General features: G+C 71.6%; 18 protein-coding genes and 1 other RNA gene. 5 read left to right on the top strand and 14 right to left on the bottom strand.

Annotation, left to right across the window (positions count from 1 at the left end; genetic code table 11):
- Positions 1 to 127 precede the first annotated feature (127 nt).
- Positions 128 to 1,552: a type I glutamate--ammonia ligase gene (glnA, locus tag DEI97_RS07795; RefSeq protein ID WP_110902453.1), complete on the top strand. Its 1,425-nt coding sequence runs from the start codon at positions 128 to 130 to the stop codon at positions 1,550 to 1,552.
- Positions 1,553 to 2,020: 468 nt separating this feature from the next.
- On the opposite strand, the gene DEI97_RS07790 is transcribed toward glnA (DEI97_RS07795), so the two are convergent.
- The 6 genes from DEI97_RS07790 to DEI97_RS07765 all read right to left on the bottom strand — a co-directional run bounded on the left by DEI97_RS07790 (position 2,021) and on the right by DEI97_RS07765 (position 11,700).
- The gene (locus DEI97_RS07790; RefSeq protein WP_111073271.1) at positions 2,021 to 3,439 is read right to left on the bottom strand and encodes a UDP-glucose dehydrogenase family protein; all 1,419 of its coding nucleotides are present in this window, start codon (positions 3,437 to 3,439) and stop codon (positions 2,021 to 2,023) included.
- Positions 3,436 to 5,007, bottom strand: coding sequence for a glycoside hydrolase family 26 protein (locus DEI97_RS07785; protein ID WP_111073270.1), 1,572 nt, complete (start codon positions 5,005 to 5,007; stop codon positions 3,436 to 3,438). The genes DEI97_RS07790 and DEI97_RS07785 overlap by 4 nt, the downstream gene beginning before the upstream one ends.
- On the bottom strand, positions 5,000 to 6,583 hold the full coding sequence (locus DEI97_RS07780; protein WP_111073269.1) for a glycosyltransferase family 2 protein: 1,584 nt from the start codon (positions 6,581 to 6,583) through the stop codon (positions 5,000 to 5,002). Before DEI97_RS07780 ends, DEI97_RS07785 begins: the two co-directional genes overlap by 8 nt.
- A 524-nt stretch (positions 6,584 to 7,107) precedes the next feature.
- Positions 7,108 to 10,083: a bifunctional [glutamine synthetase] adenylyltransferase/[glutamine synthetase]-adenylyl-L-tyrosine phosphorylase gene (locus DEI97_RS07775; RefSeq protein ID WP_111073268.1), complete on the bottom strand. Its 2,976-nt coding sequence runs from the start codon at positions 10,081 to 10,083 to the stop codon at positions 7,108 to 7,110.
- A gap of 36 nt (positions 10,084 to 10,119) precedes the next feature.
- Positions 10,120 to 11,457 (bottom strand): type I glutamate--ammonia ligase, encoded by a 1,338-nt coding sequence (gene glnA, locus DEI97_RS07770; RefSeq protein WP_111073267.1) that lies wholly within the window; start codon positions 11,455 to 11,457, stop codon positions 10,120 to 10,122.
- Positions 11,458 to 11,514: 57 nt separating this feature from the next.
- Positions 11,515 to 11,700 carry an SPOR domain-containing protein gene (locus tag DEI97_RS07765; RefSeq protein ID WP_111073266.1) on the bottom strand — a complete coding sequence of 62 codons (186 nt, stop codon included), beginning with the start codon at positions 11,698 to 11,700 and terminating at the stop codon, positions 11,515 to 11,517.
- Between the two features lie 133 nt (positions 11,701 to 11,833).
- Between DEI97_RS07765 and map the strand changes: the two genes are divergently transcribed.
- From map to rnpB, 3 genes are all read left to right on the top strand, one after another.
- On the top strand, positions 11,834 to 12,697 hold the full coding sequence (gene map / locus DEI97_RS07760) for a type I methionyl aminopeptidase (protein ID WP_111073265.1): 864 nt from the start codon (positions 11,834 to 11,836) through the stop codon (positions 12,695 to 12,697).
- A gap of 68 nt (positions 12,698 to 12,765) precedes the next feature.
- Entirely contained in the window at positions 12,766 to 13,518 is a 753-nt protein-coding gene (gene ppgK, locus DEI97_RS07755) for a polyphosphate--glucose phosphotransferase (RefSeq protein WP_111073264.1), read from the top strand.
- Positions 13,519 to 13,831: 313 nt separating this feature from the next.
- An RNA gene (rnpB, locus tag DEI97_RS07750) (RNase P RNA component class A) lies at positions 13,832 to 14,192 on the top strand.
- Positions 14,193 to 14,736: 544 nt separating this feature from the next.
- Here rnpB and DEI97_RS07745 read toward each other — a convergent pair.
- The 8 genes from DEI97_RS07745 to DEI97_RS07710 all read right to left on the bottom strand — a co-directional run bounded on the left by DEI97_RS07745 (position 14,737) and on the right by DEI97_RS07710 (position 22,952).
- On the bottom strand, positions 14,737 to 15,471 hold the full coding sequence (locus tag DEI97_RS07745; RefSeq protein ID WP_111073263.1) for a zinc ribbon domain-containing protein: 735 nt from the start codon (positions 15,469 to 15,471) through the stop codon (positions 14,737 to 14,739).
- A gap of 2 nt (positions 15,472 to 15,473) precedes the next feature.
- A complete protein-coding gene (locus DEI97_RS07740; protein WP_111073262.1) occupies positions 15,474 to 16,307 on the bottom strand; it encodes a Nif3-like dinuclear metal center hexameric protein in 834 nt (277 codons plus the stop codon).
- Positions 16,308 to 16,345: 38 nt separating this feature from the next.
- Positions 16,346 to 17,446: a hypothetical protein gene (locus tag DEI97_RS07735; RefSeq protein WP_111073261.1), complete on the bottom strand. Its 1,101-nt coding sequence runs from the start codon at positions 17,444 to 17,446 to the stop codon at positions 16,346 to 16,348.
- A gap of 132 nt (positions 17,447 to 17,578) precedes the next feature.
- Positions 17,579 to 18,538: a helix-turn-helix domain-containing protein gene (locus DEI97_RS07730; RefSeq protein WP_181439102.1), complete on the bottom strand. Its 960-nt coding sequence runs from the start codon at positions 18,536 to 18,538 to the stop codon at positions 17,579 to 17,581.
- 66 nt (positions 18,539 to 18,604) lie between these two features.
- Positions 18,605 to 19,033, bottom strand: coding sequence for an ATP-binding protein (locus DEI97_RS07725; RefSeq protein ID WP_111073259.1), 429 nt, complete (start codon positions 19,031 to 19,033; stop codon positions 18,605 to 18,607).
- Positions 19,024 to 19,362, bottom strand: coding sequence for an STAS domain-containing protein (locus DEI97_RS07720; RefSeq protein ID WP_111073258.1), 339 nt, complete (start codon positions 19,360 to 19,362; stop codon positions 19,024 to 19,026). Before DEI97_RS07720 ends, DEI97_RS07725 begins: the two co-directional genes overlap by 10 nt.
- Before the next feature lie 108 nt (positions 19,363 to 19,470).
- Positions 19,471 to 22,128, bottom strand: coding sequence for a phosphoenolpyruvate carboxylase (locus DEI97_RS07715; protein ID WP_111073257.1), 2,658 nt, complete (start codon positions 22,126 to 22,128; stop codon positions 19,471 to 19,473).
- 155 nt (positions 22,129 to 22,283) lie between these two features.
- Positions 22,284 to 22,952: a biliverdin-producing heme oxygenase gene (locus tag DEI97_RS07710; protein ID WP_111073256.1), complete on the bottom strand. Its 669-nt coding sequence runs from the start codon at positions 22,950 to 22,952 to the stop codon at positions 22,284 to 22,286.
- Positions 22,953 to 23,028: 76 nt separating this feature from the next.
- Here DEI97_RS07710 and DEI97_RS07705 point away from each other — a divergent pair, with 76 nt between their 5' ends.
- Positions 23,029 to 23,874, top strand: a complete 846-nt coding sequence (locus tag DEI97_RS07705; RefSeq protein ID WP_111073255.1) for a siderophore-interacting protein — start codon at positions 23,029 to 23,031, stop codon at positions 23,872 to 23,874.
- Positions 23,875 to 23,928 lie beyond the last annotated feature (54 nt).

Raw genomic sequence — 23,928 nt, 5'->3', positions numbered from 1 at the left:
GGTCCCCCGGCACGTAACACGCTGGAAACAACCCAGTCACGTCCGGGAAACTCCATGTCAATACCCTCGTCGGAGGGTGCCTCCTGGTTCCCTCGACACCACCCAACCCCACAGGAGACCGACTCGTATGTTCAGCGATTCCTCCGAGGTGCTTGCCTTCATCAAGGACACGGACGTCAAGTTCCTCGACATCCGCTTCACGGACCTCCCCGGGGTCCAGCAGCACTTCAACATCCCCGCATCAACGGTCGACGAGGACTTCTTCGCCGTCGGTCAGCTCTTCGACGGCTCCTCGATCCGCGGCTTCGCGTCGATCCACGAGTCGGACATGCAGCTCATCCCCGACGTGACGACGGCGTACGTGGACCCGTTCCGTGCGGAGCGCACGCTGATCATGGTGTTCGACATCTACAACCCGCGCAACGGCGAGATCTACGGCCGTGACCCGCGCCAGGTCGCCAAGAAGGCGGAGAAGTACCTCGCCTCGACCGGCATCGCGGACACCGCGTTCTTCGCCCCCGAAGCCGAGTTCTACATCTTCGACGACGTCCGCTACTCGGTCACCCAGAACGAGGCGTTCTTCTCGGTCGACTCCGAAGAGGGCGCCTGGAACACCGGTCGCGAAGAAGAGGGCGGCAACCTCGCCAACAAGACCCCGTACAAGGGTGGCTACTTCCCGGTGTCGCCGGTCGACAAGACCGCTGACCTCCGCGACGACATCTCCCTCAAGCTGATCGACGCGGGCCTCGAGCTCGAGCGTGCGCACCACGAGGTGGGCACCGGCGGCCAGCAGGAGATCAACTACAAGTTCGACACGCTCGTCCACGCCGCGGACGACATCCTCAAGTTCAAGTACATCGTGAAGAACACGGCCGAGCAGTGGGGCAAGGTCGCGACCTTCATGCCGAAGCCGCTCTTCGGTGACAACGGCTCGGGCATGCACACCCACCAGTCGCTGTGGTCCGACGGCACCCCGCTGTTCTACGACGAGAACGGCTACGGCGGCCTGTCCGACCTGGCCCGCTGGTACATCGGTGGCCTGCTCAAGCACGCCCCGGCCGTCCTGGCGTTCACGAACCCGACGATCAACTCGTACCACCGTCTGATCCCCGGCTTCGAGGCCCCCGTCAACCTGGTCTACTCGGCGGGCAACCGCTCGGCGTCGATCCGTATCCCGATCACCGGCACGAACCCGAAGGCCAAGCGCATCGAGTTCCGTGCGCCCGACGCCTCCGGCAACCCGTACCTGGCGTTCGCCGTGCAGCTGATGGCGGGCCTCGACGGCATCCAGAACCGCATCGAGCCGCACGAGCCGGTCGACAAGGACCTCTACGAGCTCCCCCCGGAAGAGGCGAAGAACATCCCGCAGGTGCCGGCCTCGCTCGGTGCCGCGCTGGACGCGCTCGAGGCGGACCACGAGTTCCTCCTCAAGGGCAACGTCTTCACCGAGGACCTGATCCAGACCTGGATCGACTACAAGCGCGAGAAGGAGATCCTCCCGATGGCGCAGCGTCCGCACCCGTTCGAGTACGAGCTGTACTTCGGCGTCTGACGCTCCACGCACCACCGCGAAGGGCCCCGCACCGTCAGGTGCAGGGCCCTTCCGCGCGCCCGCGCGAGGCGTGCGAACGGCGGGCGGGCGGCCTCCGGCGGGCGGCCTCCGGCGGAGCCGAGCCTCGGCTGGGCGGACACTTCGCGGCACACGGACGACGCAACGTGTCCGCCAGGCCGAGGCTCGGCCACGCGTGCGGCGCCCTGCGGACCGGCGGACCGGCGCACGCCCGGCGGACGCCTGGAGGCCCGGTGCCAGCCCGTCGGACCGGCACCGGGCCTCCAGGCCGTCACCTCCACCGCAGCGCCGAGGCTCGGCTGGGCGGACAGATCGCGGCACGCGGGCGGCGCACGGTGTCCGCCAGGCCGAGCCTCGGCGACGCGCGCGGCGGACGCGCGCAGGCGCCGGCGCGCACGAGAGCGGGGCCCGCGCCGCCCCCGGCACGGGCCCCGCTCCACCTCGGGACGGTCAGCGGCTGGTGGCCAGCGCGTCGATCGTGCCCGCGGCGACGCTCACGGGAGCACCCGCGACCGGGGTGGGCCGGCCCAGGGAACGGACGGTCCACCCCGCCCCGACCCAGCGTCCGGTCGGGAGGCAGTTGCGCGCGTCGATCACGACACGCTGGCCGACGACGGCCGCGAGGGCGACCGGATCGGCCTCGACGACCTCGTCCCACTCGGTGAGCACGAGGACGAGGTCGGCGCCCTCGATGGCCTCCGTCATCGACCCGGCGTAGGTGAGGGTCGGGAACGAGCGGCGAGCGGTCTCCATCGCCTCCGGGTCCCACAGCGTCACCTGCGCACCGCGGAGGTGTAGAGCGGCGGCGACGTTGAGCGCCGGGGAGTCGCGGACGTCGTCGGTGAGGGGCTTGAACGCGGCCCCGACGACGGCGATGCGACGGTTCAGCACCGATCCCCCGGCGGACTCGATCGCCATGTCGATGACCCGCTGGCGCTGGCCCATGTTGATCTCGTCCACCTGCTGCATGAGCCCGACGACCCGGCCGGCACCGATCTCGTTCGCGCGGTGCATGAGGGCTCGGATGTCCTTCGGCAGGCAGCCACCGCCGAATCCGAGGCCGGCGTTGAGGAACTTCCGTCCGATGCGGGCGTCGTGGCCCAGGGCGTCGGCGAGCGTCGTGACGTCGGCCCCGGCGATCGCACACATCTCGGAGATCGCGTTGATGAACGAGATCTTCGTGGCGAGGAACGCGTTCGCACTGACCTTGACGAGCTCGGCGGTGGCGAGGTCGGTCGTGATGACCGGGGTGCCCTCGCTGATCGGGGCGGCGTAGACCTCGCGGATCACGGCGTCGGCGGCCTCGGAGGCACCGCCCCAGACCAGGCGGTCCGGGTGCAGGGTGTCCTCGACGGCCTTGCCCTCGCGGAGGAACTCGGGGTTCCAGATCAGCTCGGCGTCGATGCCGGCGGGCGTGAACTCGCTGACGATACCGCGCAGTCGGGCCGCGGTGCCGACGGGCACGGTCGACTTGCCGACGATGAGGCCCGGGTGGGTGAGGTTCTCCGCCACACCGCGCGTGGCGCTCTCGACGTAGGCCAGGTTCGCGGCGTGCGACCCGGCCTTCTGCGGGGTGCCGACGCAGACGAAGTGGACGTCCGCCGCGGCCACGGCCGACGCGATGTCGGCGGTGAAGCGGAGCAGGCCGCTGGCGACGTGCTTCGTGATGAGTTCGGGCAGTCCGGGCTCGTAGAACGGCACCTGGCCGGCGGAGAGCGCGGCGAGCTTGGCCGGGTCGACGTCCACGCCGATGGTCTCGAACCCCATCTCGGCCATGGCGGCGGCGTGCGTGGCGCCGAGGTACCCGGTGCCGATGACGCTGATCACGGGTGCGGGTCGGGTGTCGGCGGACTTCTTCGGTGCGGTCACTTCTTGACCTCCTGCAGGTCGTAGTCGGTGTCGGTGCGGGCGATGCCGGCGACGAACGTCGCCAGGCTGTCGGCACGGGAGTTCAGCCGCCAGTCGTTGGTGGTGCGGACGCCGTCGACGATGGTGGTCGCGGTCTCGCTGAAGTACGCGAAGCCGATGACGTCCGCGTTGGCGGGGTCGGCGAGGGCGTCGAAGAGCGAGTCGATCCACTGCGACTTCTGCCCGTTCGACACCGCGGAACCCGTCTCGGTCGCGCCGATCTCGCTGAGCAGGATGCGCTTGTCCGGCGCGATCTGCCGGATCTGCTCGAGCGTGCGGCCGAAGGTGGTGGCGAAGGTCGGCGCTTCCTCGGCCTTGCGGTAGTAGCCGCTCATGCCGACCCAGTCGACGTAGTCGGCACCCGGGTAGTACGCCTGCATGTAGTCGACGGTCTGGTAGTTCGGGTTGCCCAGGGCGTCGATGCGCGTCGGGGACCAGTTCCAGATGACGTAGTCGTTCGCGCCCTCGCGCTGGAACACGTCGTGCACGTGCTTCCACATCGCGACGAACGAACCCGGGGCGTTCTGCTGCGCGGTGCCGTCCGACCAGTTGTACCAACTGCCGTTCATCTCGTGGTCGAGACGGATGACGACGGGCTGCCCGTTCGCCTTGAGCGCGTCGGCGTACTTCGTCAGGTAGGAGTCGAAGGCGCCGCCGGTGATGTCGGCGTTCGTGTACCCGGCGACGTACTTCTGGTCGTTGCCGGTCGACGCGGGCCGGGTCTCCCAGGTCATCATCGGCACGCGGCCGTTGGCCCACGACCGCTGGACCGCCTTGGTGTTGAAGTCCTGGTCGAAGCCCTGGAAGAAGCCCACCATGTTGGTCGCCTTGCCGACCTGCTGCGAGACGTCGTCGTACTCGGCCCAGTTGAAGGGCGACTGCGCCGTGTAGAGGCCGTACCAGCGTGCCTGCTGGGCGAGGACCTCGGCCTTCGTCGGGACCACCGTCGGGGTGGCGGGGTCCGGGTCGGTCGAGGGGCCGCCGGTGCCGGGGACGACGGTCGGACCGCCCCCGTGCCCGCCCGAGCCGCCGGAGCCCGACCCGCCGGACGCAGATCCACCGGACGTGGCGCCGCCGGAGCCGGCCCCCTTGCCCGCCGTGATGGTCGTGCCGGAGGAGGACGAGCCTCCCGAACCGTGGCCCGCCCCGTGGCCGGAGGCCGCAGAACGGGCGTGCCCGAGCTGCGACCGCAGATCCGCGATCTGCGCCTTGAGCTGGGTGACCTGGTCACTGCGTGAGCCGGACTGCGCGGCGGTGCTCTGCAGCTTCCCCTCGAGCTTCCAGATCTGCTGCTGCGCGGCGTCGAGCTTGGCCTGCATCGCCTTGACGTCGGCCGACGGCTCCTGCTTGGTCGGGACGCCGAGCGCTCGGCTGACCGCGGTGGAGACCGGGCCGGAGGGCGAGATCCAGACGGACCAGGTGATGAGGGCGAGGACGGCGACGATCGCCGCCATGCCGAGCGCGGTGCGCTTGGCGTGCTTGGTGGACGGTGCCCACCAGGTGCCGGTGGTGCGGTCGAGATCAGACAATGAGGAACGCCTCCAGAGCGAAGACCGCGATCCCGATGACGTACGGGATCGATGCGTAGGGGTTGAGTCGGCGACGGGCGGGCTTGGCCGCACGCTGCGGCGCACGGTCGGTCGCGGTGGCGACGTCGCGTCGGGTGGCGAGCACGGTCGAGGTGGAGGCCGTGGTCGCGTCCGGCCCGAACAGCTCGTCGAACGCGCGGTCGACGTCGGCCTGGTCGGCCGGTCGGTCGGCACCGCGGTCGGAACCGGCCGTGAGCCCGCGGTCCACCGGGCTCATCGGCACGGTGCTGCCGGCGAGCTGCGGCTGCGCCGGGTCCTCCTCCATCGGTCCGCCGGCGTAGGCCCCGGCCCGGGTCCCCCAACCGCTGGCGTGGGCCAGGCGGAAGAACCCGATCAGACGGATCGGCATGAGGAAGAAGGTCGAGACGATGATGAACATCGGCAGGCGGAAGAAGTCCGAGGGCTTCTCGGCCAGGTGTCGCATCTGGCGGATCGCCATGCTCAGCACGCTCGAGACGACCATGAGTCCGGCCACGTAGACGAAGCCGGTGGAGAAGCCGTACTGGTGCAGGATCCCCTGGTAGAGGTTCTGCCCCTGCCCGGTGAGCGCCCGGTAGATCCAGCCCGCGATCACGCCGAAGAGCATGAACGGCAGGATGATGTCGGTCAGGAAGAACACGGCCAGGATCGGCGCGTGGCCGAGCATCCAGGGCAGCATCCGCAGCGTGTTGTACTGCGAGCCGCGGGCCCAGCGGAGCTGCTGCTTGAACAGCTTCTTCACCTGCAGCGGAGCGTCCGTGTACACGAGCGAGGTGTACTGGTAGACGGTCCGGTAGCCCTCCTTGAGCGTCAGGTTCGTGAGCGTCCGGTCGTCGGACACCTCGAGGAAGACCCCCATGAACTCCTCGTGCATGAACCGGTCCATGACGCGCACCAGGATGTTCCGGCGGAACGCGATCGTGCGTCCGGGCAGGCAGCCGATCTGCCCGAGGACGCTCTGCGCGGGCATCGAGTACAGCGCGCGGGAGTTCTCGAGCCAGTCGGCCCAGCGGGTGATCCAGGAGCGCGTCGGCTCGAGGATGCGCTGGCGGGTCGTGACGCCGCCGACGGACTCGTCGGCGAACGGCTTGAGCAGTTCGACGAGCGTGCCGGGCGTCCACACCGTGTCCGAGTCGACGAGCACGGTGATGTCACCGTTCGACATCTCGGTGCCGACCTTGACGGCGTTGCGCTTGCCGGGGATCGGGGTGTGCGTCCAGCGGACGAGGGGGGCGAACTCGTCGCAGACGGCTTCGAGCGCCTCGTTCCGGGCGCCGTTGATGACGACGATGATCTCGCCGGGACGCTGTTCGACCATGCGGCCGATCACGTCACGGAACAGGTCGAGCGGCTCGTCCACCACGGGGACGACGACGCTCGTCGTGCCGGTGTACGTGCCGGTGAAGGGGCGGTACCGGGCGGAGAGGACGACTTTGAGCAGCCAGAGCAACCAGATCACCAGTGAGTACACGGTGAACAGGTAGAACTCGGGGTGGCCGTCGACCATCTGCCGGATCTGGAGGATGAAGGTGAACATCGATCCCTGCTTCAACGTTCGGGGGAGATTCCACGCCATCGGGAAATCGGGGTCGGTTCGGGTGTCCTCATTCAGACAGACCGCACAGGACCCCTGCAACGTGTCCCTCGGGCGGGGGTGGCCGCGGTGTCGATCGGGGGACAGAGTGGTCCGCTGCACGTCGGACAGCCCCGTGTCCTCACTGGTGCTGACAGCAGTTGGGTGGACCGGTCCTACGGCGATCGACCGTCGGTCGGGTGCCGGACACGATCGGGAGGCGCGTCACCGTTCCGCCAGGAACCCCCGGTCACGGGCCGGTTGCGTCACGCCGTTCCGAACACGGCCGAGCTCGGAGCGCCCGTGTTCCGAAACCCTGGTCGTGGGCTGGCAGCAGTTCCGACCTGGTACCGACCGGGGTACGGGGATCAAAGAGACGGGGTACGGATCGCGATCGGCGGAAATTGTCTTTGACAACTCGTCACCTTGGCCTGGGTCGCGGCGGTCCGGGCGTGTCGCTCCCCCGGGGAACTCGCTCGGCCCGACGCTCAGGCGCCGTAGAACTCGCGCTCGAAGACCTGACGGGCACGACGTGTGACGGCGAGGTAGTCCTCTTCGAGCTGCGACGCCGACCCCGGCGGGTACTCGAGCAGCCGCGCGATGCCCTCGAGCTGCGTCCGCTCGACGGGCAGCACGTCCGTCGTCTTGCCCGACCACAGCACCAGCGCGCTGCGGGTCCGGGAGGCGAACCGCCACGCGGCAGCCAGTCGTTCGGCGTCCTCCGGGGCGACCCAGCCGGCCTCCGTGGCTGCATGGAGGGCCTCGAGCGTCGAGGTGGTCCGGAGCGCGGGCTGCTCGCGCCCGTGCTGGAGCTGCAGGAGCTGGACGAACCACTCGACGTCGCTCAACGACCCCCGGCCGAGCTTGAGGTGCCGTGCGGGGTCGGCGCCGCGGGGCAGCCGTTCGGACTCGACGCGGGCCTTGATGCGCCGCACCTCACGGACCTCGCGGTCCTCGATCGCCACCGGGTAGCGGGTCCGGTCCGCCAGGTGCTCGAAGTCGCGGAGGAGCTGCTCGTCCCCCACGGCACCGCGGGCACGGAGGAGCGCCTGGGCCTCCCACGTCAGCGACCAGCGGGCGTAGTAGGCCGCGTACGAGTCGAACGAGCGCACCACGGGGCCGTTCTTCCCCTCGGGCCGCAGGTCGATGTCGAGGTCGAGGGGGTGCAAGGCGTCCTCGGTCAGCCGGTTCAGCTCGCGCACCACGACCTGTGACGCCCGCGAGGCCACGTCGTTCGGCACCGTCGACGACCGGTAGACGAACAGGACGTCGGCGTCCGACCCGAACCCGAGCTCACGCCCGCCGTACCGCCCCATCGCGATCACGCCGAACTCCAGGCCGTCCGGGGCGTCCCGACGCGCCAGGTCGAGGGCGCCGCTCAGCGTGGCCTCGGTGACGTCGCTGAGCGCCGGGCCGAGGCCGTCGACGTCCAGGTGGCCGAGCACCGCGGCCATGCCGAGTCGGAGCGTCTCCCGCCGCCGGACCCCGCGCAGCAGCGAGGCCGCGGTGTCCACGGCGTCACCGTGCCGGGCCGTCGTCGCCCCTGTCTCGGCGAGCAACGCCGGCAGCGGGCGGGGCTTGAGCAGGGTGTCCGGCTCGTCCAACCACGCCACGGCCTCCGGGAAACGCTCGAGCAGACCCGAGAGGAACGCGGACTCGGACAGCACGGTCGTCAGGCTGTGCGCGGCGCCGGAGGAGTCGCGGAGCATCCGGAGGAACCAGCTCGACTCCCCCAGGACGTCGCTGAGCCGCCGGAAGGCCAGGAGTGCCCGGTCCGGTGCCGGTCCCTCCGCCATCCAGCGCAGGAGCACCGGCAGGAGGTTCCGCTGGATCGCCGCCCGCCGGGTCGTCCCCTGCGTCAGCGCACGGATGTGGGTGACGGCGCCGTCCGGGTCGAGGAACCCGATGGCGGTGAGCCGGTCACGGACCTGGCTGCTCGTCAGGACGATCTCACCCTCGGTCGAGGCCACCGCGGCGAGCATCGGTCGGTAGAACAGCCGCTCGTGGAGGCCCCGGACCTCGAGCTTCACCGACCGCCAGCGGTCCTGCAGTGCCGACGCCGAGGACGCCAGCCGGGTCGAGCGTGCGAGGACCCGGAGTTCGTCCTCGTCGGAGGGCATCAGGTGCGTGCGCTGCAGCCGCCGGAGCTGGATGTGGTGCTCGAGCACCCGGAGCAGGGCGTAGTCCGGCCCGAAGCGCGCGGCCTCTGGTCGTCCGACGTACCCGGCGGTCGCCAGCGCGTCCATCGCCTCGAGCGTGGAGCGCACCCGCACGGACTCGTCGTCCCGCCCGTGCACGAGCTGCAGCAGCTGCACGGTGAACTCCACGTCGCGCAAGCCGCCGGGGCCGAGCTTCAGCTGCCGGTCGACCTGGGCGTCCGGGATGTGCGCCGTGACCCGCTCCCGCATCCGCTGCACCGACTCCACGAACCCTGGGCGTTTCGACGACTCCCAGACGAACGGGGCCACCGCGGCGACGTAGCGTTCGCCGAGGTCCGTCGACCCGGCGATCGCCCGCGCCTTGAGCAGCGCCTGGAACTCCCACCCCTTCGCCCAGCGCTCGTAGTACGCCACGTGCGACTCGAGCGTCCGGACGAGTGCCCCGTCCTTGCCTTCGGGCCGGAGGTTCGCGTCGACCTCCCACAGCGCGGGTTCGGCGGCGAGGTCCGTGATGACGTGGGTCGCGGCGATCGCCAGGCGCGTCGCGATGAGCACGGCGCGGTCGGTGCTGATCGCGGGTGCGTCGTCCCCGTCGGCCGGCTCGGTGGGTTCCGTCACGAAGATGACGTCGACGTCGCTGACGTAGTTGAGTTCCCGCGCTCCGGCCTTGCCCATCGCGATCACGGCCAGCGGCGTGGCGGCCACGTCCGCGGCGGGGAACGGGACCTCGCGACGGGCGACCGTCACGGCGGCGTCGAGCGCGGCACCGGCCAGGTCGGCGAGGCCCGCAGCGACGTCCGGGAACGCCTCGGTCGGGGACGGGTGCAGGACGTCGAACAGGGCGATCTGCGCCAGGTGTCGGCGGTAGCGGACGCGCAGTCGACGGCGGGCGGTCTCCCCCGAGCTACCGTCGACGGCCTCGTCGAGCGACGCCGTGTACCGCTCCTGCGACCACGGCGGGGCCACGGGTTCGAGCAGCAGGGCGAGTTCGTCCGGCCGGCGCTGCAGGAACTCGGCCAGCCCGATCGAGGCACCGAGCAACCGGACCAGGCGCTCGGTCGCGCCGGCGTCGGCCAGGACCGGCCGCAGCTGCTCCGGTGCGGACTCGATGAGGCGCTCGAGCGCCAGCAGCGCGCCGTCCGGGTCCGCCGTGGCGGCCCAGACCGACTCGGCGTCCGCGATCGGGACCCGCAGGTCGGACGCGGGGCGGGCCTCCAGGGCGGCGATCCGTTCGAGCGTGCCGGACAGGTCGGCGAACCCGAGCCGCGCCAGCTGCGACCGCGAGGTCGCCGTCCTGCTGGTCATCGCGTGCGCTCCCGTCGTGTGTCCTGACCGGCGGGGTCAGAGCATGCCGAGGTTGGTGTCCAGCTCGAAGGGGGTGACCTGGTCGCGGTACCGCTTCCACTCCTGGCGCTTGTTGAGGAGCACGAAGTTGAAGACCTGCTCGCCCAGGGTCTCGGCGACGAGCTCCGAGTCCTCCATCAGCGACAGGGCGTGGTCGAGGCTCGCCGGCAGCTGGCTGTAGCCGAGTGCCTTGCGCTCGGAGTCGGACAGGCTCCAGACGTTGTCCTCGGCCTCGGCGGGGAGCTCGTAGCCCTCCTCGATGCCCTTGAGGCCGGCGGCGAGCAGCAGCGAGTACGCCAGGTACGGGTTGGCGGCCGAGTCGATGCCGCGGTACTCGATGCGGGCGGACTGGCCCTTGTTCGGCTTGTACAGCGGCACGCGGACCAGCGCGGACCGGTTGTTGTGGCCCCAGGTGACGAAGGACGGGGCCTCGTCGCCACCCCAGAGACGCTTGTACGAGTTGACGAACTGGTTCGTCACCGCGGTGATCTCCGGCGCGTGCTTGAGGACACCGGCGATGAACTGCTTCGCGGTGGGCGAGAGCTGGTACTCGCCGCCGGGCTCGTAGAACGCGTTCTGGTCGCCCTCGAAGAGCGAGACGTGCGTGTGCATGCCGGAGCCGGGCTGCCCGGACAGTGGCTTCGGCATGAAGGTCGCGTAGACGCCCTGCTCGATCGCGACCTCTTTGACGACCGTGCGGAACGTCATGATGTTGTCCGCCATCGTCAGCGCGTCGGCGTAGCGGAGGTCGATCTCGTTCTGCCCCGGGCCGGCCTCGTGGTGGCTGAACTCCACCGAGATGCCGAGGTCTTCGAGCATCCGGACGGAGCGGCGACGGAAGTCGTGCGCGCTGCCGCCGGGGACGTTGTCGAAGTAGCCGGCCTGGTCGACGGGCTTCGGGCCGCCGTCCTTCCAGTCGCGGTCCTTGAGCAGGTAGAACTCGATCTCGGGGTGCGTGTAGAACGTGAACCCACGGTCGCTCGCCCGGGCCAGGGTCCGCTTCAGGACGTTGCGGGGGTCGGCCACGGCGGGCTGCCCGTCCGGCGTCGTGATGTCGCAGAACATCCGGGCGGTCGGGTCGATCTCCCCGCGCCACGGCAGGATCTGGAACGTCGAGGGGTCCGGGTGCGCGAGCACGTCGGCCTCGTACGAGCGGGTCAGGCCCTCGATCGCGGAGCCGTCGAAGCCGATGCCCTCGGCGAACGCGCCCTCCACCTCAGCCGGCGCGATGGCGACCGACTTGAGGGTGCCGATCACGTCGGTGAACCAGAGTCGGATGAACTTGATCCCGCGCTCCTCGATGGTGCGGAGCACGAAGTCCGTCTGCTTGTCCATGCACGACCTTTCCGAGTTCAGCTGGTCCGGTCCACGACCGTTGTCACAGGCTAGTGGTCAACCTTCCGTGTCCGCGGCGTCGGCGCGCTCGTTGTTGGACTGGATGCGGTCCAGGGCGTGCGCGGCCTCGTCACGGGTGGCGAAGGGGCCGATGTGGTGACGGTTGGTCGACTTGAGGCCCTGCTCGACCTCGCCGGTCTTGTCGTTGTACCACCACTGGGATTCGATGCGCTCGTCGGTCATGGGGCCGACCGTACCCGGGGCCGGCCCGGGTCGTCCGGAAGGCCCCGGTCGTCCGGCAGGCCCCGGTCGTCCGTGCCCGGCTCCACGGCCGGGAGGCGGCGGTCGGCTCCGACACGCCGCTAGAGTGGAGCGCATGCCCCGGGACGAACACGGACACCTGACCGCTGGCCGCATCTCCCCGCAGCGGCCGGTCCCACGGGGCATCGAGCGCCCCGAGTACGTCGGCAAGGTCGAACCGCACGAGCACGGCCTCGGCGACACGTACACCCCGGACGAGGTCGAGCGCATCCGCACCGCGGGCCGCATCGCCTCGCAGGCCATCGACGCCGTCGGCGCGGCGATCCGCCCGGGCGTCACGACCGACGAGCTCGACCGGATCGGCCACGAGTTCATCGTCGGCCACGGCGCCTACCCCTCCACGCTCGGCTACCGCGGGTACCCGAAGTCGCTCTGCTCCTCGTTGAACGAGGTGATCTGCCACGGCATCCCCGACGACACCGTGCTGCAGGACGGCGACATCGTGAACATCGACATCACCGCGTACAAGGACGGCATGCACGGCGACACCAACCGGACCTTCGTGGTCGGGCAGGCGGCGCCCGAGGTCCAGGACCTCGTCACCCGTACGGAAGAGGCGATGCACCGCGGCATCCGCGCCGTCGCACCGGGTCGGCAGGTCAACGTCATCGGCCGCGCGATCGAGTCCTACGCCAAGCGCTTCGGGTACGGGGTCGTCCGCGACTACACCGGACACGGGGTCGGTCGGGCGTTCCACTCCGGGCTCGTCATCCCGCACGTCGACGACGTCCGCTACGACACCGTGATCGAGCCGGGCATGGTCTTCACGATCGAGCCGATGCTGACCCTGGGCGGGATCGACGCCGACATCTGGGCCGACGACTGGACCGTCACCACGCGCGACCGCTCCTGGACCGCGCAGTTCGAGCACACGCTCCTGGTGACCGAACGCGGCACCGAACTCCTCACCGTCTCCTGACCACCCGCGGCGCACCCGATCCCGGGACCGTGCCGGACACGAGCCACCTACGGAAGGCACCGCTCCCCATGACCTCACTCGCAGTCGGCGTCGACATCGGCGGAACAGGCATCAAGGGCGCGATCGTCGACACGGCGACCGGCGAACTCACCACCGACCGGATCAAGAAGGCGACGCCCGAGGGTGGCAAGCCGCACGACATCGTCGAGGTCGCCAAGTCGATCCTGGACGACCTGTCCCCCGCGTCGGACGTCGCGGTGGGTGTCTGCTTCCCGGCGATCGTGCGCGACGGCAAGACCATGTCGGCCGCGAACGTGTCGAAGAAGTGGATCGGCTTCGAGGCCGAGGCGCTCTTCGAGAAGGAGCTCGGCCGCTCCATCCACTTCGTCAACGACGCCGACGCCGCCGGGTTCGCCGAGCAGCAGTTCGGTGCCGCCAAGGGCCGCGACGGACTCGTCATCATGACGACACTCGGCACCGGCATCGGCACGGCGCTCATCAACGACGGCGTGCTCATCGTGAACGCGGAGCTCGGCCACCTGGAGATCGAGGGCGTCGACTACGAGACGAAGGCGTCCTTCGCGGCCAAGGAGCGGGACGACCTGACCTGGAAGCACTGGGCGAAGCGCCTGCAGAAGTACTACTCCCGGCTCGAGGCGCTGCTGTCCCCGGAGCTCTTCGTCGTCGGCGGTGGCGTGTCGAAGCAGTACGAGGAGTTCCTGCCGCTGCTCGACCTGCAGGCGGAGATCATCCCCGCGACGCTCCGGAACAACGCGGGCATCATCGGCGCGGCGACCCTGGCGGCACGCAGCTCCCGCTGACCAGCCGGTTCGTCCGGCGCGCTCGTCCGTCCGGCGCGCCCGTCTGCTCCGCGCCGAGCGGTCACGACACCCCGTGTGCTCCGCGCCGAGCGGTCACGACACCCCGTGTGCTCCGCGCCGAGCGGTCACGACACCCCGTGTGCTCCGCGCCGAGCGGTCACGAAACGTCGTTCTCCGCGTGCGGGACCGACGTTTCGTGACCGCTCGGCGGACGACGTGCGGGGTGTCGGGACCGGTCGGGACCGGTCGGGCGGTCGCAGTTCGGAGTCGGAGCCCGGCGGCGCGGGCGGGCCGGTACACTCGTCGGAGCGAACGGGTCGGTGAGACGGTCGCGTCACTCCCCCGGGAGTGCCGAGGAACGTCCGGGCTCCACAGAGCAGGGCGGTGGGTAACACCCACCCGGAGCAATCCGCGAGACAGTGCCACAGAGAACAGACCGCCGGCGGTGACGTCGGTAAGGGTGAAACGGTGGTGTAAGAGACCACCAGGGATCCGGGTGACCGGATCTGCTCGGTAAACCTCGCCCGGAGCAAGGTCAGACAGAGGACGCTGAGGCTGCTCGCCGAGTCCTCGGGTAGACCGCTGGAGGCCGACGGCAACGTCGGTCCGAGAGAGATGGCCGTCACCGCGACCTCGGTCGCGGGACAGAACCCGGCGTACGGCCGGCCCGTTCGCCCCAGACCGCACGACCACGACAGCCCGGTACCGCGAGGTGCCGGGCTGCCGTGTTCCCGCCGCCGCGAGACACCGCGGAGCGCGCGGGACACCACGGAGCGCACGAGACGCCCCCGGATTCCGCGGCGTCTCGCCCGGACGACGGCGGCGCATGCAGACGGGCGCGTCTCGGCGGCCGGGAGGCACGCGGCCAGCCCGCACCGCGCCTCCCGCCCGGCACGCCCCAGGACCATGGCCGGCGCCCGCCGCCGCGAGACACCGCGGAACGCGCGGGACACCGCGGAGCGCACGAGACACCCCCGGATTCCGCGGCGTCTCGCCCGGACGACGGCGGCGCATGCAGACGGGCGCGTGTCGGCGGCCGGGAGGCACGCGGCCAGCCCGCACCGCGCCTCCCGCCCGGCACGCCCCAGGACCCTGGCCGGCGCCCGCCGCCGCGAGACACCGCGGAACGCGCGAGACGCCGCCGGATTCGGCGGCGTCTCGCAGAAGCGGCGGCGTTCCGCGGAAGCGGCGGCGGCGGCGCCGCGGCGGCGGCGGCGCCTACAGGCCGGACTCGGCCGTCCGCACCAAGATCGCGTCGCTGTCCGGGCAGAGCAGGACGTCGTCCGGCGCCGCGGCCCGGATCGTGGCCAGGTCGGAGTTGTTCAGCGCCACGCCGGACGCCGTCGACACGCCGCCCTGCAGCAGCGACGCCCCGAAGCCGTACCGGGCACGCTGGCGCTCGTACAGTGCGAGGAGGTCGGCCGGCACCTTCGCGGCGACGTCGGCGCGGGACTGCTCGGCGGCGACGCGGTCCTTCTCGAACCGGGCGATGCCGTCGTCGCGGACACCCATCAGGCGGCCACGCTCGGCGTCGATGTCGGCGAGCTGCTTCTCGATGTCGCCGACCCGGGCGCGGAGACGGTCGAGCGTCTCCATCACCTCCAGCTCCTGCGTCTCGAGGTCGTTCGTCCGACGGTTCAGCGAGTCGAGCTCGTTCTGCAGCCCGGCGGCGTCCTTCGCGTTGCCGACGTTCTGCAGCAGCGTGGTGTCGCGTTCGATGCGTGCCTGGGCGGTGGCGGTGTCCGACTCGAGGCGGGCGAGGTCGCGCTCGGCGTCCTCGACGTCCCCGGTGGCGGCTGCGAGCTGGCTGCGGAGGCCGGCGGCACGGGTGCCGAGTTCGGTGAGGTGCTCGCCCTTCTGCAGGGAGCTGATCCGGTGGGCCAGCCGGGTGATGTCGTTGTCGAGTCGCTGGACGTCGAGCAGGATGGCCTGGTCCTCGGGTGCTGCCTTCATGGTCAGGCTCCTTCGTTGGGTGCGGATGGCAGGACGGCGAAGTCCCACGGGTCGGTTCGGAGGTCGCTCACGGTGACGCGGACCCCGGTGGCGGCGCGGAGCTGCTCGGCGGCGACGTCGAGCCACAGCCACTCGGTCGCCCAGTGCGAGGTGTCGATCAGCGCGGGGCCGTCGGCCACCATCGCCTGCTCACGGAACTCCGAGGCGGGGTGGTGCCGCAGGTCGCTCGTGACGTAGACGTCGGCGGCCCGGACCTCGGCGTTGCCGAGGTACGCGTCGCCCGCGCCGGCGCACAGGGCGACCGTGCGGACGGGTCGGTCGTACTCCCCCGACACGCGGACCCCGGTCGCGGTGGCGGGCAGGACGTCGACGATCCGTCGGGCGAGCACGCCGAGGGGCACCGGTTCGGCGAGCACACCGACCCGGCCGATCCCGCTCACGCCGTCGGCCGCGGGCTCGAGGGGACGCTGGTCCTGCAGTCCGATCCGGTCGGCGAGGACGGCGGAGGTGCCGGTGGTCACGACGTCGGCGTTGGTGTGCGCGGCGAGGAGTGCACATCCGCCACGGACGAGGGTGGCGAGGACGGAGCCCTTGTAGGTGGACTCGTCGATCGTGGTCACACCCCGGAGCAGCAGCGGGTGGTGCGTCAGGAGCAGGTCCGCCCCGGCTGCCACGGCTTCGCGGGCGGTGTCCGGCACGGCGTCGACGGCCAGGTGGACGTGCTCGACCAGGGCGTCCGGGTCGCCGGAGACGAGGCCGACGGAGTCCCAGGACTCCGCGCCGGCCGCCGGCCACAGGGACTCGACGGCGGACTGCAGTTCTCGGAGCGTCGGCATCCCGTCAGTGTACCGAGACGGCGGGGTCGGCCCGGGTGTCAGCGACGGCCGACGAGGTGCAGCAGGCGGGCGACGAGACGCGACCACCAGCCGGTCGGTGCGGTCGACGCGGTGTCGGCACGGGCCTCCCGGTCGGGTGCGTCCACGACGTCCGTCGCGTCGGTGTCGTCGGCGGACTGCGGCGCGCCGACCGGTGCGGCCACCGGGACCTCGACGGAGACGACGGGCTGCTCGCCCGTGTGGGCGCGGAGCACGGCGGCGAAGGCCTCGCGGTCGATGACCGTCGGGCCGGTCACGGGCTGCACCAGCGGGGTCGGGCGACCGGACGCGGGGACCGGCGGCGACGAGGGCGACACGGTCTGGAGGCTCGACACCGGTCGGACGGCGGACTGCGGTCCGACGGGCGGTGCGACCAGGTCGGCGTCATCGGCCGGGACCTCGACCGACACCGGCTCGGCGACCGCGCGGTGCGGCGCCGGCAGGAGCGGACGCACGGCGCCGACGCGGACCGGTGCGGTGGCGGCGCGGCGGAGCGCGGCACGCTCGCGGCGCTCGGCCTCGCGGGCGGCGTCGGCCAGGAGGTCGGCGAACACCTCGCGAGCGAACGCCCGCGCACCCTCGACCTCGGCGTCGGTGCTGTCGGCGACCACGGCCTCCCAGGCGGCCAGGCGGGCGAGGTCCTCGTCACGGACGCGGACCTCGTCCTCGAGCAGGTCGATGCGCTCGATGGTCGTGCGGCCGCTCGAGGCATCGAGTGCGACGGCGAGGTCGTCGAACCGGAGGGCCAGGCGCTCGGGCGGCTCGGGGAAGGAGGGTGCGCAGACGGCGACGTGGCGCGCGCGGTCGCGGCGGAAGGCACGGTCGTCGCCGGAGACGACGCGAGCCGGTTCGGGAGCGGTCTCGGCGAGTTCGACGACCGGCTCGTCGGCGACCGGCTGCTCGACGGCCGGTGCGTCCGCGACCGGCTCCTCGACGTCCACCGGCGGCAGCACGGGGCGCCGGACCGGACCGGTGACCGGCGGGACGACGAGGTCTGCGAGGTACGGCGACCGCGTGGCCGGGGCGTCGTGCAACCACTCCTCGAGTTCGCGACCGAAGGGGTCCACGAGGGGCGTGCGTGCTCCGGACTGCGTCTCCATGTGAGGAGTATGAATATCGCACGCTCCATCAGCGCGGACATCCGCGGAGTGTCGCGGGATCCGGTGGCATGTCGCCTGGAGTCGAGCGGCGTGTCGCGACTCTGGCGCCTGCGGTCGGTCCCGCCGTGCTCGTCAGCTGTGCAGGGTGTCGCGGGGGTACTCGTCGAACCGCCGTGCGTACGCCGCCGAGAACCGACCGAGGTGCGCGAAGCCCCACTGCACGGCGACGCTCGCCACCGTGGTGTCGGCCGGCGTGCCCTCGCGCAGTTCGTCGCGGACCCGGTCCAGCCGGATGCCCCGCAGCATGGCGTTCGGCGCGATGCCGACCTGCCGCTGGAACGCCTGCTGCAGGCCGCGGATGCTCAGGCCGACGTGCTCGGCGATGTCGGTCGTGGTGATCGGGGTGTGCGCGGCGGCGTGCATGTACTCGATCGCCGAACGCACACGGCCGGTGGCGCCCGCGGGCAGCGGGACCTGGCGGGCGGCGAGGCGGTGCGGGAAGGTGCTGAGGAGCGCCAGAGCCGTCCGACGAGCGGTGTCGGCGAAGGCCAGCACGGACATCGGGGTGTTGCCGAGCACGACGCGGGAGGCCTCCTGCACCTGGTGGTTCCAGGCGCGCACGGCCTCGGCACCGGGGACCACCGTGTGGTCGAACACCAGGGTGCCGGGCTCGGTGCCGTACGCCTCGGCGGCGACGCGTTCGAGGAAGGTGCGGTCGAACTGCACGACGCTCTGCCGGACGTCGGCCAGGTCGAAGCGGTACGGACGTCCGACGGGGAACACCACCGGCCGACCGGGCGTCAGGGCGACCTCATCACGACCGACGTCGAGCACGCCACCGCCGTCCGTCACCCAGGCGACGCTGATCTGGTCGCCGGAGTCGACATCGCCCACCATGCGGGCGTCGAACCGCGTCGACCGCAGGGACATCGTCTGGTCGCCGACGGTCCGGAAGCGGTACCCGAAGGCCCGCTCGGTCCGCTCGGGCAGGAACCCGGACGCCTCGTAGGTCTGCTCGAACATCGACCGAGCGGCGTCGAGATCGGCACCGGAGGTCTCGAAGACGGTCCGGGGGTCCATGGTGGCGGTCATCCGGGGAATCGTGACACGCGCCGTGCGAACTTCATGCATCTGGATGGACCCGACGCGGGAAGCGGCTCACACCGCGCGGGTTGCCTTCCGGACCGTCCAGCGGTTCTCGTCACCGAGACGGTCGTAGCGCAGCTCGTCGACGACCATCTGCACGAGGGCGAGTCCACGCCCGCCCTCCGCCATGTCGTCCGGCAGGGTGGCGCCGGCCACGTCGACGGACGCGGGCTGGCCGTCGTCGGTGATGCGGGCCTCCAGAGCGTCGCTGGCGACCGCGAGCGTCAGTGAACACGTGACCTGCCCGCCCGCGGCCGCGTGCTCGATCACGTTGGAGGCGAGCTCGATGATCGCGAGTTCGAGGGCCATCCGGTCCTCGACACTGACGGCGGGCTCGGCCGTCCAGACGTCACTGAGGAAGTCGTGCACCGAGGAGACGTCGTCGGGCGGCGACGCGAAGTCCAGCCGGTGCTCGCCCACGACGGCCCCGGTCAGACCCATTCGCGGACGGCTTCGTCACCGTCGGCGTAGCTGCGGAGGATCTTGTCGATGTTCGACAGCTTCAGCACCATCGCGACCTGCTCGGACGGTGCGGCGATCCGGAGGTCACCACCCGCCTGCCGAGCGGTCTTCAACGCACCGACGAGCGCACCGAGACCCGAGGAGTCGAGGAACTCGACGCGCGACAGCTCGACGGCGACACGGGGACGGCCGCCCTCGATCACCGTGGCGACGGTCTCGCGGAAGGCTGGTGCCGACACCATGTTCAGGCGGCCGGAGCACTCCAACACCGCCGCTTCGGTGCCGGCTTCGTGTACGACGATGTCCATTGTGTGTGGGGCCCCCTCGAGAGTCTGCGCGTGCCTCATCGGAGGCTAACGGGTCATGGCGACCGGGGGAACAGGACGCGCTGGCGTCCGTGCCCCCGGTCCGGGGGATCACCCCGTGTTCTGCAGGCCGGCGGCGATGCCGTTCACCGTCAGCAGGAGCAGCCGGTGGTCGCCGTCGGTGGTGTCGGAACTGCCGGACGACCGGATCGCCCGGAGCGCGCGCAGCTGCAGGTGCGACAGGGCGTCGACGTACGGGGAGCGCAGTCGGACGGCGCGCGCGAGCACCGGCCGGTCCTCGAGCACGTCCTCGGCGCCGCTGATCCGGAGGACCCACGAGCGGGTCCGGTCCATCTCGTCCAGGACCTTCCGCCCGAGGTCGTCGCGGTCCGCGAGCTCGAGGTACCGACGGGCGATCTGGACGTCGGTCTTCGCGAGCGACATCTCGACGTTCTTGATCAGGGCCGCGAAGAGGGGCCACTCGGCGGCCGCGGTGCGGAGCAGGTCGAGGTCACCGACCGCTTCGAGCGCCGAGCCCAGGCCGTACCAGCCGGCCAGGTTGATCCGGGCCTGCGTCCACGAGAACACCCACGGGATCGCCCGGAGGTCCTCGAGCGACTCGACGCTGAGACCACGGCGGGCCGGACGGGACCCGAGCGGCAGCAGCCCGAGCTCCTCCATCGGGGTGACGCGGGCGAACCACGGGGCGAAGCCGTCGGCCTTGACCAGGTCGTAGAACGCCGCGCGGGACACGTCGTCGAGCTGCTGCGCCAGGTCGGCGAAGCGCTCGGCCGCGACGGCGGTGCGTGCCTCGTTCGACGGCGACGACGCGAACAGCGTCGCCGAGGCCATCTGCTCCAGGTGTCGGGCCGCGATGTCCTGGTCGCCGTACTGGGCGAAGATGACCTCACCCTGCTCGGTGAGCTTCAGGCGGCCGTCGATGGACCCCGGCGGCTGCGCGAGCACGGCTTCGTTCGCCGGACCGCCACCGCGGCCGAGGGAGCCGCCGCGGCCGTGGAAGAGCGTCAACTCGACGTCCTGCGCCGCCGCCCAGGACGCGATCCGGGCCTGGGCGTCGTAGAGCGCCAGGTTCGCCGACACCGGGCCGACGTCCTTCGAGGAGTCCGAGTAGCCGAGCATGACCTCGAGCCGGCGCCCGGTCGCCCCGAGGCGACGCTGGAACGGCTCGGTGCGGACGGCCTCGTCGAGGATGTCGACGCTGGCGTGCAGGTCGGCGAAGGTCTCGAACAGCGGGATGACGTCGAGCACCGGGGCGGCCTCGACCGACCCGAGTGCGGCGACGGCGAGTTCGTGCACGTTCGCCAGGTCCTCGGCGGACTGGGTGAACGACACGATGTACCGGCTGGCCGACCGGACGCCGTAGCGGCGCTGCAGGTCGGCGATCGTCCGGAAGACGGCGAGGACCTCGTCGGTCATCTCGCTCCGGGCTCCCCCGGCGCGGATCTCGGCGAGGGCGGTGCGGTGCACCTGGGAGTGCTGGCGGATCTCGAGCTCGGCCAGGTGGAACCCGAACGTCTCGACCTGCCACACGAGGTTCTGCAGCTCGCCGTTCGCGGCACGGAGCGCCCCGGCGGCCGTCAGTGACGCCTGCACCACGTGCAGGTCGGCGAGGAGCTCGTCCGGGCCGCGGTACGCCAGCGGTCGGTCGTCGCGACGGGTGGCGTCGATGCGGGCGGCGATGAACAGCAGCGCGCGGCGGTGGGTCTCGGTGGGCGCACGGATGCCGATGCGCTCGGCGACGTCGGGGTCCAAGGACTCCTGCGCGGCGACCAGCGCGGTGAGGCCGGCGTCGCCCGGGGTGTGGTCGGCGTCGAGGGTCAGGGCGCTGCCGATGCGGGTCGCGGCCCGGGTCAGCCCGAGCAAGATGTGCTCCGCGGCGATCTCGGCGGCCTGGCGCGTGACGTCGGCGGTGACGTGCGGGTTGCCGTCACGGTCGCCGCCGATCCACGTGCCGAAGCGCACGAACGCCGGAGCCTGCACCGGGGCACGGCCGGCGTCGTCGCCCTGCAGCCGGTCGTCGAGCAGCCGGTACACCTGCGGCACGATCTCGAACAGGGTCTGGTCGAACACGCTCATCGCGGTGCGGACCTCGTCGAGCGGGGTCGGCCGGGTGGTGCGGAGCGGCGAGGTGCGCAGGAGCGTCGCGATCTCCTCGAGCAGTCGGCGCTCGTTCTCGGCGCGGGCGGTCGCGTTCTTCATGCGGTCGCGCTCGTCGATGAGGTCGGTGATGCGGCGCACACCCGTGGTCACCGCACGACGGCGGGCCTCGGTCGGGTGCGCGGTGAGGACCGGGTGGAACCGCAGGCCCTCGAGCCGGGCAGCGGCCTCGTCGGCGCCGACCTGCTCGACGAGCTCGACGAACGTGGCGGGGAACGAGTCACCCGGCTGGCCGCCGTCGTCCCCGCGGGCACGGAGGACCCGGACGCGGTGGTGCTCCTCGGCCAGGTTGACCAGGTGGAAGTACGAGGTGAACGCCCGGGCGACCTCTTCGGCACGCTCGGCGGAGAACGTGGCCACCACCGCTTCGGCGCGGGTGGCGCCGTCTTCGTCGGTGCCCTCGTACGCGTCGATGACCGCCTGGCGCAGCGACTCGACGTCGCGCAGCAGGTCGTCACCGCCGGTCTCGCGGAGCACCCGTCCGAGCAGGTTGCCGAGGTACCGCACGTCAGCACGCAGGTCGCTGTCGACCGCTCCGCTGACGTCGTCACGCGCGCGTCCGAAGCGCGTCGAACCGTCGATCGCCGTCATCTCGTCCTTCCCGGGTCGGTCCGGGCTGTCCCGGCGTGGCAGCAGCGTACCGGGCGCCGACGTCACGTGACGACGACCGTCCGGACGGCCTGGTGCGGCTGGCTCGGACCGCGGCGCGACCCGGATCCGCCCGGGTCAGGCCGGATCAGCCCGGCTCAGGCCGGGTCGGCGAGGGCGGACGGCAGACGCATCCCGTCCACCGCGGCGAGCAGCCCGGCGTCCAGCCGGTAGGCCAGCTCCACCTCCGCGATCACGCGCTCCCGCTCGTCGTCGCTCCACGGCGCCGCGTCGAGTTCGGCGCGGTACGTGTCGGAGAACGCGGCGGGGTCGGCGACCTGGTCGAAGATCCAGAGCAGGACACCGTTGGTCTCGAAGCCGAACTGGTCGGCGAGCAGGCGTCCGATGGCGTGACCGCCGGTCAGGTCGCCGAGGTAGCGCGTGTAGTGGTGGGCGACGAACCCGCCGGGCCACGTCGCCGCGACCTCGTTGAGTCGCCGGACGTATGCCGTCGTGGCGGGCAGCGGGGTGAGCAGCTCGTCCCAGTCCGGGCCGACCAGGAACTCCAGGTCCGCGCGGATGCCCGGCATGCGCGTCAGTCGGCTGGTCACGAACGGGGCGGCGACCGGGTGGTCGGCCATCCGGTCGGCTGCGCACTCGAGCGCGTCGTAGACGAAGGCGTACTGCCCGAGGAGCGTCGCGTAGTCGGCGACGTCACACCGGCCCTCCGCCAGGTCGTGCATGAAGCCGTGGCCGGCCGTGACCCCGTGCGAGCGCCGTGTCCGGACCCGCAGGGCCTCGGAGAACGGGACGACGTTCGTGCTCATGAGGTGAGGCTAACCTCACAAGGTGTCCGTCGTCACCCTCCGGCGGGAAGACCCAGGAAAGGAGGCTCGTCCACCGATGAGCCCGAAGCCGAACCGCCCGCAGCACGTCCTGGTCGTCGACCGCACCGAGCGCCTCAGCCCGCACATGGTCCGCCTCCACCTGGGCGGCCCCGGGTACGACGCGTTCATCGAGCACGCCGACCCCGAACGCCTGGCGACCACCGACAAGTACGTCAAGCTCATGCTGCCGAAGCCGGGTACCGGCCTGCAGCCGCCGTACGACCTCGACGCCCTCCGCGCCACGATGCCGAAGTCGGACCTGCCCGCTCGCCGCACCTACACCGTCCGCGCCGTCGACCCCGTCACCCGGACCATCGCGATCGACTTCGTCGTGCACGGCACCGACGGCCTCGCCGGACCCTGGGCCGCGGCGGCCCGCCCCGGCGACCGCATCGCGCTGTCCGGTCCGGGCGGCGGCTGGGCACCCTCCACGGACCCCGAGGTCACCCACGTGCTGCTCGGTGACGACAGCGCCCTGCCCGCGATCGGCGCCGCCCTGGAGGCCATGCTCCCGTCCGCCACGGGTGTCGCCCTGGTCGAGGTGGCCGGTCCCGCCGACGAACAGCCGCTCGTGCACCCGACCGGCGTCGAGCTGCGCTGGCTGCACCGCGACGCGGCGGGTGCCGAGCCGGGCACGCTGCTGCTGGCGGCGACCCGGGAGCTGCCCCGCGCCTCCCGTCCGGTGAGCGTCTTCGCACACGGCGAGCGGGCCGCGGTGAAGGCGATCCGTCGGGTGTTGCAGGACGACTGGGGGCTCGAGAAGGCCGACCTGTCGCTGTCGGCGTACTGGGCGCTCGGACGCGCCGAGGACCGGTTCCAGGAGGAGAAGCGCGAACCGATCGGCGTGGTCTTCGAGGACTGAGCCCGGCAGCCCCCACCGACCCGGCGGCGTCGGTGGCCGTCGGTAGCGTGCCGA

It is taken from the genome of Curtobacterium sp. MCLR17_032, from assembly GCF_003234795.2.
Lineage (GTDB): Bacteria > Actinomycetota > Actinomycetes > Actinomycetales > Microbacteriaceae > Curtobacterium.
Note: the sequence above shows the minus strand (reverse complement) of the source record. Positions and strands in the feature narration are given on the sequence as shown.

Bases quoted from the DNA above. Each gene is read 5' to 3' on its own strand.
- glnA (WP_110902453.1), top strand. From the start codon at position 128: ATGTTCAGCGATTCCTCCGAGGTGCTTGCCTTCATCAAGGACACGGAC.
- DEI97_RS07780 (WP_111073269.1), bottom strand. From the start codon at position 6,583: ATGTTCACCTTCATCCTCCAGATCCGGCAGATGGTCGACGGCCACCCC.
- DEI97_RS07775 (WP_111073268.1), bottom strand. From the start codon at position 10,083: ATGACCAGCAGGACGGCGACCTCGCGGTCGCAGCTGGCGCGGCTCGGG.
- glnA (WP_111073267.1), bottom strand. From the start codon at position 11,457: ATGGACAAGCAGACGGACTTCGTGCTCCGCACCATCGAGGAGCGCGGG.
- DEI97_RS07765 (WP_111073266.1), bottom strand. From the start codon at position 11,700: ATGACCGACGAGCGCATCGAATCCCAGTGGTGGTACAACGACAAGACC.
- map (WP_111073265.1), top strand. From the start codon at position 11,834: ATGCCCCGGGACGAACACGGACACCTGACCGCTGGCCGCATCTCCCCG.
- ppgK (WP_111073264.1), top strand. From the start codon at position 12,766: ATGACCTCACTCGCAGTCGGCGTCGACATCGGCGGAACAGGCATCAAG.
- DEI97_RS07745 (WP_111073263.1), bottom strand. From the start codon at position 15,471: ATGAAGGCAGCACCCGAGGACCAGGCCATCCTGCTCGACGTCCAGCGA.
- DEI97_RS07740 (WP_111073262.1), bottom strand. From the start codon at position 16,307: ATGCCGACGCTCCGAGAACTGCAGTCCGCCGTCGAGTCCCTGTGGCCG.
- DEI97_RS07735 (WP_111073261.1), bottom strand. From the start codon at position 17,446: ATGGAGACGCAGTCCGGAGCACGCACGCCCCTCGTGGACCCCTTCGGT.
- DEI97_RS07730 (WP_181439102.1), bottom strand. From the start codon at position 18,538: ATGACCGCCACCATGGACCCCCGGACCGTCTTCGAGACCTCCGGTGCC.
- DEI97_RS07725 (WP_111073259.1), bottom strand. From the start codon at position 19,033: ATGGGTCTGACCGGGGCCGTCGTGGGCGAGCACCGGCTGGACTTCGCG.
- DEI97_RS07720 (WP_111073258.1), bottom strand. From the start codon at position 19,362: ATGGACATCGTCGTACACGAAGCCGGCACCGAAGCGGCGGTGTTGGAG.
- DEI97_RS07715 (WP_111073257.1), bottom strand. From the start codon at position 22,128: ATGACGGCGATCGACGGTTCGACGCGCTTCGGACGCGCGCGTGACGAC.
- DEI97_RS07710 (WP_111073256.1), bottom strand. From the start codon at position 22,952: ATGAGCACGAACGTCGTCCCGTTCTCCGAGGCCCTGCGGGTCCGGACA.
- DEI97_RS07705 (WP_111073255.1), top strand. From the start codon at position 23,029: ATGAGCCCGAAGCCGAACCGCCCGCAGCACGTCCTGGTCGTCGACCGC.